The sequence below is a fragment of the Rathayibacter sp. AY1F8 genome, from assembly GCF_002932165.1.
Taxonomy (GTDB): domain Bacteria; phylum Actinomycetota; class Actinomycetes; order Actinomycetales; family Microbacteriaceae; genus Rathayibacter.
Window position 1 is genome coordinate 64,282 of the sequence record NZ_PSVB01000018.1, and the last position, 8,121, is coordinate 72,402.

The window sequence follows — 8,121 nt, forward strand, 5'->3', positions numbered from 1 at the left end:
CGGCCCCGAGCCCGCTCCTGCGGAGCCCGGCCGGCCCGGCCCACGACGGCAGCGCGGCAGGAGGATCGACCGGGGAGACCCGCGACGCTCCCCGCTCCGCACCGGTCACCCCCACGCGAACCCCTCCGAAAGGCCCGCCCGTGACACCTGCCCGATCGATCTTCGCCGTCGGCCGCGGCCAGTACGAGAACATCGGCGACATCATCCTGCGTCGCCAGCTCCTCGACTGGCTCCGCGAGTCGGGTCCGCTCCACGTCTACGTGGGCCACTCGCCGTGGGGCTACGACGACGGCCTGCGCCTGGGCCCGGACGACACGGTGTACCGCTCGCTCCTGCGCTGGTACGCGGCGCTCGCCCGCGAGGCCCTCGCCGGCCGGGCGAACTCGGTGTTCAAGCCGGGGGAGATCCAGCTGACCCTGATCGGGATGAAGGAGCACCTCGTGATGCTCCCGGGCATCGCCCTCGTGCGCCTCGGCGGCGGCCGCGTGATCCGCGCCGGCGTGGGCACCCGCAACTTCGCCCCGCTGCCCCGCGCGATCATGTGGCCCTCGATGGCGCTCTCGAGCTACACCCGCTGGCGCGACGACAAGACGGCCGGCTACATGCGCGTCGGCGCCGCCATGCCCGACCTCGGCTACGGCGAGGGCTCGAGCGACGCGGAGCTGACCGCGTTCGCCGCGCAGCCCGACGAGGAGCGGCGCGTTCTGGTCCTCTCCCTCCGCGAGGACCACGAGGTGGACGCCCGCCCCTACCCCGAGCAGGAGTGGCTGGCCGCGATCAAGGGCTTCGCCGAGCGCGAGGACCTCGACATCGTCGTGGTCACGCAGGTCGCCGTCGACGCCGAGCGCTCCCGCCGTCTCGCCGCCGACCTCGACGCGGACATCCTCGACTGGGATCCGGCGCACACCCACGACGAGCACGAGATCCTGCTGCGCGAGCTCTACCGCACGGCCCGCGTCGCGATGAGCGACCGGCTGCACGTGATCATCATGGCGTTCACCGAGGGCGCCGCCCCGGTGAGCCTGCAGATGGACGGATCGACGAAGGCCTCGCGCCACTTCGAGACCATCGGGATCCACGACGTCACGGTCGACATGTCCCGGACGACCCCGGCCGCCGGCGTCGAGACCTTCTCCGCCGTGGTCGCCCGCCGGAGCGAGCTGCTCGAGAAGCTGCTCGTCGCCCGCGGACGCCTCCGCGGCGTCCGCGACGACATCCAGGCGCTGCTCGCCGTGCCGCCCCGCAGCCGCCCGGCCGCCGCGGCAGCCCCTGCCGGCCCGAAGACGCGGGTGTACCACGTCGGCCGCAGCGGAGAGGTCCCCGGAGGCATGACGCAGGTCGTCAACGGGTACCTCCGCTGGCCGTTCGAGCGCTCGGACGTCCGGGTGATCTCCTCCCGGACCGCTCCGGGCGAGCACGTCGCCGCGGCCCGCCTGGCCGCCGGCGCCGCCGCCCGCATCGTCGCGATCGCGCGCCGGGAGCCCGGCGCCGTGATCGTCGTCCACCTCTCGGAGCGCGGCTCGTTCCTCCGCGAGGGGTCCCTCCTCCGCCTCGCGCACCGTCTCGGACTGCGCACGGTCGCCCACCTGCACGGCAGCGAGTTCGCCGCCTTCACCGCCGCGCACCCGCGCCTGGTGAAGGACGTGCTGCGCAGCGCGGACGAGATCATCTCGCTCTCGGAGGAGACCTCGGCGATCTGCCGCCGCTACGTCCCCGCCGAGCGCGTGCACCTCGTGCCCAACGCGCTCGAGCAGGGCACCCCGCGCGAGAAGACCCGCACCGTCGTCTTCGGCGGCGTCGTCAGCCACCGCAAGGGCGTCGACGTGCTGCAGAAGGCGTGGGCGCAGGTCGAGGGCAAGGAGGGCTGGCGCCTGCTTGTCGCCGGTCCGATCCGCGAGCCGGAGGTCGTCGACCGCGGCGTCCCGGGGATCGAGTTCCTCGGCTCGCTCGAGAACGCCCGCCTGCTCGCCCTGCTCGACGAGGCGTCCATCGCCGTCCTGCCCTCGCGCGACGAGGCGATGCCGATCTTCATCCTCGAGGCCCTCGCCCGCGACGCGGCCGTCGTCTCGACCGCGGTCGGCGGCATCCCCGAGGTCCTCGGCGACGGCTGCGGCCGCGTGGTCGCGCCCGGAGACGTCGAGGGCCTCGCCGCCGCGCTGACCGAGCTCATCACCGACGAGGACGCCCGGGCCGAGGTCGTCGAGAAGGCCGGGGCGCGCTTCCGCGAGCGCTTCTCCGCCGACGCCGTGTTCCCGCGGGTCGAGGAGGTCTGGCTCGGCTGAGCCGCCTGCGACTTCGCCCCGGATCGCGCCCCGGGCCCCGCTCCGGGCCTGGGCGGAGCCGCGGGAGCGTAAAATCGCTGGAGTCCGCGTCGCCGTGCCGTCGCGCGCCCAGCCGTCCGCTCCCGGACGCCTTCTCCCTCCATCCCAGAGAGGCTCGACCGTGGCCATCGCCGCCGACTCCGACCGCCGCCTGTGGACCCTGCCCCTCGCGCGCGCCGTGATCGCGGCGGTCGCCGGCTGCGTCGTCACCTTCTCGCCCGACCACGGGCCCGCCTTCGGCCTCGCCGTCTTCGGCGGCTTCGCGATCGCGACCGGCGCCGTCTCGCTCGCCCTCGGGCTCCGCAGCTGGAGCGGCCGGGCCCGCCCGCTCGCCCTCGGCTCCGCGGTGCTCACCCTGGTCGCCGGAGTCGCGGCGCTCGTCGCGCTCCCGGTCGCCAACCTGCTCTCCTTCGTCGCCCTCGTCGCCGGCTGGGCGCTGCTCTCCGGCTTCCTCGAGTTCTCGAGCGGCCGCCGCGGTCAGGGCCTCGCCGCCCGCGACTCCGTGATCGTCGGCGTCGGCACGATGCTCCTCGGCGCCGCCTTCGGACTCCTCCCGCCCCACCCCGTCGTCACCGTCGGCCTCCTCGGCGCCTACGCCGTGATGGTCGCCGTCTTCCTCGCCATCGCGGCGTTCTCGCTCAAATGGGCCGCCGGCGCCGACGCAGCCACCGGACACGATCCCGTCGCCCCCACGACACCGACCTCCGGAGGAGACCGATGACCGCCGAAGGCCAGCAGCCCGACCCCGCCTCTCCCGCAGACCGCGCCTCGGCGGCCGACTCCGCCCCGGCGCGCGACCCCGGCGAGTTCACGCCCCGCACGTTCCAGCCGACCCGCAAGGACCGCCTGCGCCCGCTCGAGCTCATCGGCTTCTCCGCGGTGATGGCGGCCTTCGTCGGCCTGGTCGTCATGCTCTCGACCCGCGAGCCTGTCGTCGCGCTCATCTCGTTCGGCGTCGCCTTCATCGTCGTGCTCGTCGCGATCGCCATGTTCTCGCTGACCTTCAAGCCGGACGAGGCCGAGATCGCGGACATCGACGAGCAGGACTCCGCTCACTAGGTGGGGGACGGCTCCGCCGCTCCCAGTCGAGCGGGAGCACGCCGCGCGGGCGGATAGTCCCTTCCGCCGCGCATGCTGATGGAGCAGCCCGGAGGGCGTCTCGAGATCCCGCCTGCGCACGCGGGCGCCGCTTCCGCGTCGGTGGTCGCGCGTAGCGTGCGGAGGGTGGCGGAGGCGATCGGGCGGTGGTGGCAGCGGCGGCGGTTCTCGCGCGGCGCCGACGTCCCCTACGCGGTCGGCACCTACCGGGAGGCGTGGGCGTCCTACCCCGTCCTGGTGCGGCAGTACCGCCCCGAGTACAACGAGGGCATCGTGCTCAGCCAGATCCCGCCCGCGGCCGACGTGTACCTGTGCTGGCTCTGCGACGCCGGGCATGTCTTCGTCGCCACCCCCGAGGAGCAGCGCCACCGTCCCGGCCGGGAGCGGCGCCGCTCCTCCTGGTGCCCCGACTGCGCCGAGCTCGCCTCGCCGCGCCTGCCCCGGGCCGCGCCGATGATCGGCGGCCGGCTCGCCGAGATGCTCGCGCCGACGGCCGCCCCCGACGACGACTCCTTCGTCCTCCTGGCGCCACCCGCCGTGATCGCGCGAGGGCTCCCGACGTCCGTGTCACCCACCGGCCGCGGGTCCGCGTCACCCGCCGACCCGAGCGGATCCGCGCGCGCCGCGTCGTCGACTCCTCCGTCCGCTCGATCCACCCCTCCAGCTGCCGCCGCTCGGGCCGCACTCCCGCCCGCCCCTCGTACCGCCGCCTCCGCCGTCGAGGCGCGGCTCCGGGCTCTCCTCGCCGAGCGGCTCGTCTTCGACCCGGCGCACACGGCGGTCCGTCTGAAGCGGCCGTTCTTCGAGCACTGCGAGGCGTGGCCCGACCTGGTGCTCGGCGAGCTGCGCGTCGCGATCGAGTACGACTCCACCGGCCGTCACGGACTCGAGCACGTCGGGCACCGCGAGGAGGCCGACCGGCGGAAGGACCGCGCGCTCCGCTCCGCCGGGTGGGAGGTGGTGCGCATCCGCACGGGGAAGCTGCTGCCGCTCGGCCCCCACGACCTGGTCGCCACGGGAGTCACGGCCGCGCTGGCGGACCGTCTGGTCGACCGGCTCCGCGATGTCCGTGGTCCGCTGCTCGTCGACGCCTGGGGGCGCTGAGCGCGTCGTGCGGCGGCTGCGGGACGGTCCTCGGGGGACCCGTCCCCGGCGCGCCCTCCCCGGCGCTCCGTCCCGGTGTCCGGCTCGGCGGAGCGGGACCCGTGGATGCAGTGCCGGCGAGCGGGAACCGTCGAGTGGGAGCCGGCGAGTCGGAGCGGTCGAGTCGCAGCCGCCCGCTCGCAGCCGACGCGTCAGAGCCGCAGGGCCAGCGCCTCGCTGCGCCAGCGGCGGTGCAGGGCCCAGGGGTCGGGCTCCCCGGCGCGCACGGTCTCGATGTGGGCGTCGAGCGCGGGGCTGCGCGCGAACCACTCGGTGCGCTCCAGGCGCTCGTCGGCGAACTGGGCGTGCCGGTGCTGCTCGAGTGCTCGCCCGCCGCGCTCGAACGCGAGGAGCTCCTCGTGCCGGAGCCGGTGGAGGCGCTGCCGGGGATTGCCGCTGGTGCCGATCTTGATCCGCTCGCCGAAGCGGATGTAGTAGACGACGTCGACCCGGGGCGGCGGGAGCTCGCCGTCGGGAGCATCGCCGAGCCGCCACTCGCAGGCGGCGCAGAGCCAGGCGGAGGGGAGCCGGACGCCCAGGCGGGACCCGCACGCCGCGCACGGCGAGGGCAGGGCGTCGATCACGCCGTCCTCGCGGGCGACCCAGTCGTGCGCGAGCTCGAGGTGCGCCGCGCAGAGCGCGAGGGGGGCGCCCGTCTCGGCCGAGGAGGCGCACCCTCCGATCGCGCACGCTGACATGCCGCCGACGCTAGGTGCGACCCCCGACATCGCGCCGCCGTCGACCGCGCCGCCGCGAGCACGCAGGAGTCGGAGTGCTCGCTCTCGAGGACGGCGGCACCCGCGCGCTCGCTGCCCGGCGGATCAGCTCAGGCGGTCGACCAGCGACGAGGCGAGGCCCGTGTAGCCGCCCGGCGTCAGCGCCAGCAGGCGCTCCTTCGCCGCGTCGCCGATGTCGAGACCCTGCACGAAGACGGCGAGGTCGTCGGCACCGAGGCGCTTGCCGCGGGTCAGGTCCTTCAGCAGCGCGTACGGGTCGGTGATCGAGGAGCGGCCGGCCGCCACCTCCGCGCGGATCACCGTCTGGATCGCCTCGGCCAGCACCTCCCAGTTGCCGTCGAGGTCGGCGGCGAGGGCGGTCGGGTCGAGGTCGATCTCGAGCAGGCCGCGGGCGATGTTGTCGAGGGCGAGGAGGGAGTGGCCGAACGCGACGCCGATGTTGCGCTGCGTGGTCGAGTCGGTGAGGTCGCGCTGGAGGCGCGAGGTGACCAGGGTCTGCGCGAGCGAGTCGAGCAGGGCGCTGGAGAGCTCGAGGTTCGCCTCGGCGTTCTCGAAGCGGATCGGGTTGATCTTGTGCGGCATCGTGGACGAGCCGGTCGCCCCGGCCTGGGGGATCTGCCGGAAGTAGCCGAGCGAGATGTAGGTCCAGACATCGGTGCAGATGTTGTGCAGGATGCGGTTCGCGTGCGCGGCCCTGCCGTAGAGCTCGGCCTGCCAGTCGTGCGACTCGATCTGGGTGGTCAGCGGGTTGAAGACGAGGCCGAGGAAGGTGACGAACTCCTCCGCGAGGGCGGGCCAGTCGGTGCCGGGGTCGGCGGCGAGGTGCGCGGCGAACGTGCCCGTCGCTCCGCTGAACTTGCCCAGGTACTCCGTCGCCTCGATCTGCGCGACGACCCGCTCGAGCCGGTACGCGTAGACCGCGAACTCCTTGCCCATCGTGGTCGGGGTCGCGGGCTGGCCGTGGGTGCGGCTGAGCATCGACTCGTCGCGGTAGCGGACGGCCAGCTCCCGGAGCGACGCGACGACCGAGCGCAGCTTCGGCAGCCAGATCTCGCCGACGGCCTGGCGGACCACGATCGCGTAGGAGAGGTTGTTGATGTCCTCGCTGGTGGCGGCGAAGTGGGTGAGCTCGGCGATGCGCTGCAGGCCCAGCTCCTCGAGCCACTGGCGGACGAGGTACTCCACGGCCTTCACGTCGTGGCGGGTGCGGGCCTCGAGGGCGGCCAGCTCGTCGATCTCGGGCTGGCCGAAGTCGCGGGCGCGGCGGCGCAGCTCCTCGGCGGTCGCCGCGTCGACGGGCTCGGAGCCGAAGAGGCGGCGGTCGGTCAGCGCCAGCAGCCACTCGACCTCGACGTGCACCCGCGCGCGGTTCAGCCCCGCCTCCGAGAGGTACTCGCCGAGCGACGAGACGGCACCGCTGTAGCGGCCGTCGAGAGGGCTCAGCGGCTGGGTGGGGAGCGAGGTCATGCGGTGGTGCCTTCCGGTTCTCAGGTGTCCTGCGCGAGGGCGGCGCGCGCGTCGGTGGAGTCGGGGCGGACCGAGCGGTTGCCGCGCAGTCCTGGTTCGATCTGGGCGAAGAGGGCCCGGCAGGCGCGCTCGATGAGCGCGAGCACCGAGTCGAACGCCGCCGCATCGGAATAGTAGGGGTCGGGGACGTCGCCCTGCGGGGAGAGGCCGGGCTCGAAGTCGAGCAGGCGGCGGATCTTCTGCCGGTCGACCTCGGTGCGCGCCCAGGAGCGCAGCGCGCGCTCGTGCCCGTGGTCGAGCGCGACGACCAGGTCGAACTCGGCGAAGCGGGACGGGTCGAAGAGCTGGGCGCGGTGGCGGCCCCCGTCGAAGCCGTGCCGCTCCAGCGCCGCGAGGGCGCGGCTGTCGGCGTGCTCGCCGAGGTGCCACTCGCCGGTGCCGGCCGAGCTGATCTCGATCGCGGAGCCGAGCCCCGCCTGCTCCGCCAGGGAGCGCAGCACCTCCTCGGCCATCGGCGACCGGCAGATGTTGCCGGTGCAGACGAAGCACACGGCGAAGGCCGAGGGCGCAGGGGAGTCGGGGGTCACCCGCCCATCATGGCGCACCGCGGCTCCTCCACAGCAGGCCGATCGCGGCCGTCGTCCACCGATGGCGCGCGACGCCTCCCGGGCGGCGGCGGCGCGGCCGATGCCGGCTGCCGAGGCCGCGGTGTCAGTCCCGACGGCGGCGGAGGAAGGGGCGCAGGAGGAGGCCGATGAACCAGTTCACCAGGGCGAGCACGAGGGCGCCGAGCACGCCCCACCAGAAGCCGTCCACGACGAGGCCGAAGCCGAAGAGGCCGCTGATCCAGGCGGTCAGGAGCAGCAGGAGGCCGTTGACGAGGAACGAGACCAGGCCGAGCGTCAGCACGTACAGGGGGAACGCGACCACCCGCACCACTCCGCCGACGACGGCGTTGACGACGCCGAAGATCACCGCCACCAGCAGGTACGTGAGGACCGCCGCGGCGGGGCCCTCCTCGTACGGGTCCACGCGCACGCCCGCCACGACCAGGGTCGTGAGCCAGATCGCGACGGCGTTGGTCAGGAGGCCGAGGAGGAGTCTGCTCATGCCTCCACTATCCCCGCAGGCGGGGCGGGCCGCGAGCCGGGGCTCAGGTGAGGGGCCCGCCGATGGTCGGCTCGGGCGCAGGAGTGCAGAGGCGGGGGTCGTCGGCGCAGGTCCGCGGAGGGAGCACCGCGGTGGGCTCGGGCTGCGGCAGGGGCTCCGCCGTCGGCTGCGGGGCCTCGGTCGGCTCGGGGGCGGGCGCGGGAGCCCACCCAGGAGCCGACGCCCGATCCCCCGGCTCCGGAGCC

8 protein-coding genes and 1 pseudogene are annotated in these 8,121 nt (G+C 74.5%); 4 read left to right on the plus strand and 5 right to left on the minus strand.

Going from position 1 to position 8,121, the window contains the following annotated elements; translation table 11 throughout:
- Positions 1-140 precede the first annotated feature (140 nt).
- The 4 genes from C5C35_RS12920 (at position 141) to C5C35_RS12935 (ending at position 4,523) form a co-directional block, all read left to right on the plus strand.
- The gene (locus C5C35_RS12920; protein ID WP_104226626.1) at positions 141-2,282 is read left to right on the plus strand and encodes a glycosyltransferase family 4 protein; all 2,142 of its coding nucleotides are present in this window, start codon (positions 141-143) and stop codon (positions 2,280-2,282) included.
- 160 nt (positions 2,283-2,442) lie between these two features.
- Positions 2,443-3,042, plus strand: coding sequence for a DUF308 domain-containing protein (locus tag C5C35_RS12925; RefSeq protein ID WP_104225185.1), 600 nt, complete (start codon positions 2,443-2,445; stop codon positions 3,040-3,042).
- Complete coding sequence (locus C5C35_RS17310; RefSeq protein ID WP_258059918.1) at positions 3,039-3,380, plus strand: hypothetical protein; 342 nt, start codon at positions 3,039-3,041, stop codon at positions 3,378-3,380. Before C5C35_RS12925 ends, C5C35_RS17310 begins: the two co-directional genes overlap by 4 nt.
- Positions 3,381-3,545: 165 nt before the next feature.
- On the plus strand, positions 3,546-4,523 hold the full coding sequence (locus tag C5C35_RS12935) for a hypothetical protein (protein ID WP_104263240.1): 978 nt from the start codon (positions 3,546-3,548) through the stop codon (positions 4,521-4,523).
- A gap of 191 nt (positions 4,524-4,714) precedes the next feature.
- Here C5C35_RS12935 and C5C35_RS12940 read toward each other — a convergent pair whose 3' ends face one another.
- The 5 genes and pseudogenes from C5C35_RS12940 to C5C35_RS17135 form a co-directional block, all read right to left on the minus strand.
- A complete protein-coding gene (locus C5C35_RS12940) occupies positions 4,715-5,260 on the minus strand; it encodes a GIY-YIG nuclease family protein (RefSeq protein ID WP_104233549.1) in 546 nt (181 codons plus the stop codon).
- Between the two features lie 123 nt (positions 5,261-5,383).
- Complete coding sequence (gene purB, locus C5C35_RS12945) at positions 5,384-6,766, minus strand: adenylosuccinate lyase (protein ID WP_104263241.1); 1,383 nt, start codon at positions 6,764-6,766, stop codon at positions 5,384-5,386.
- A gap of 20 nt (positions 6,767-6,786) precedes the next feature.
- A complete protein-coding gene (locus C5C35_RS12950; RefSeq protein WP_181134163.1) occupies positions 6,787-7,353 on the minus strand; it encodes a low molecular weight protein-tyrosine-phosphatase in 567 nt (188 codons plus the stop codon).
- Positions 7,354-7,477: 124 nt separating this feature from the next.
- Positions 7,478-7,876 carry a phage holin family protein gene (locus C5C35_RS12955; protein ID WP_104263242.1) on the minus strand — a complete coding sequence of 133 codons (399 nt, stop codon included), beginning with the start codon at positions 7,874-7,876 and terminating at the stop codon, positions 7,478-7,480.
- Between the two features lie 43 nt (positions 7,877-7,919).
- Positions 7,920-8,121: pseudogene (locus C5C35_RS17135) on the minus strand (glycoside hydrolase); the annotation flags it as partial.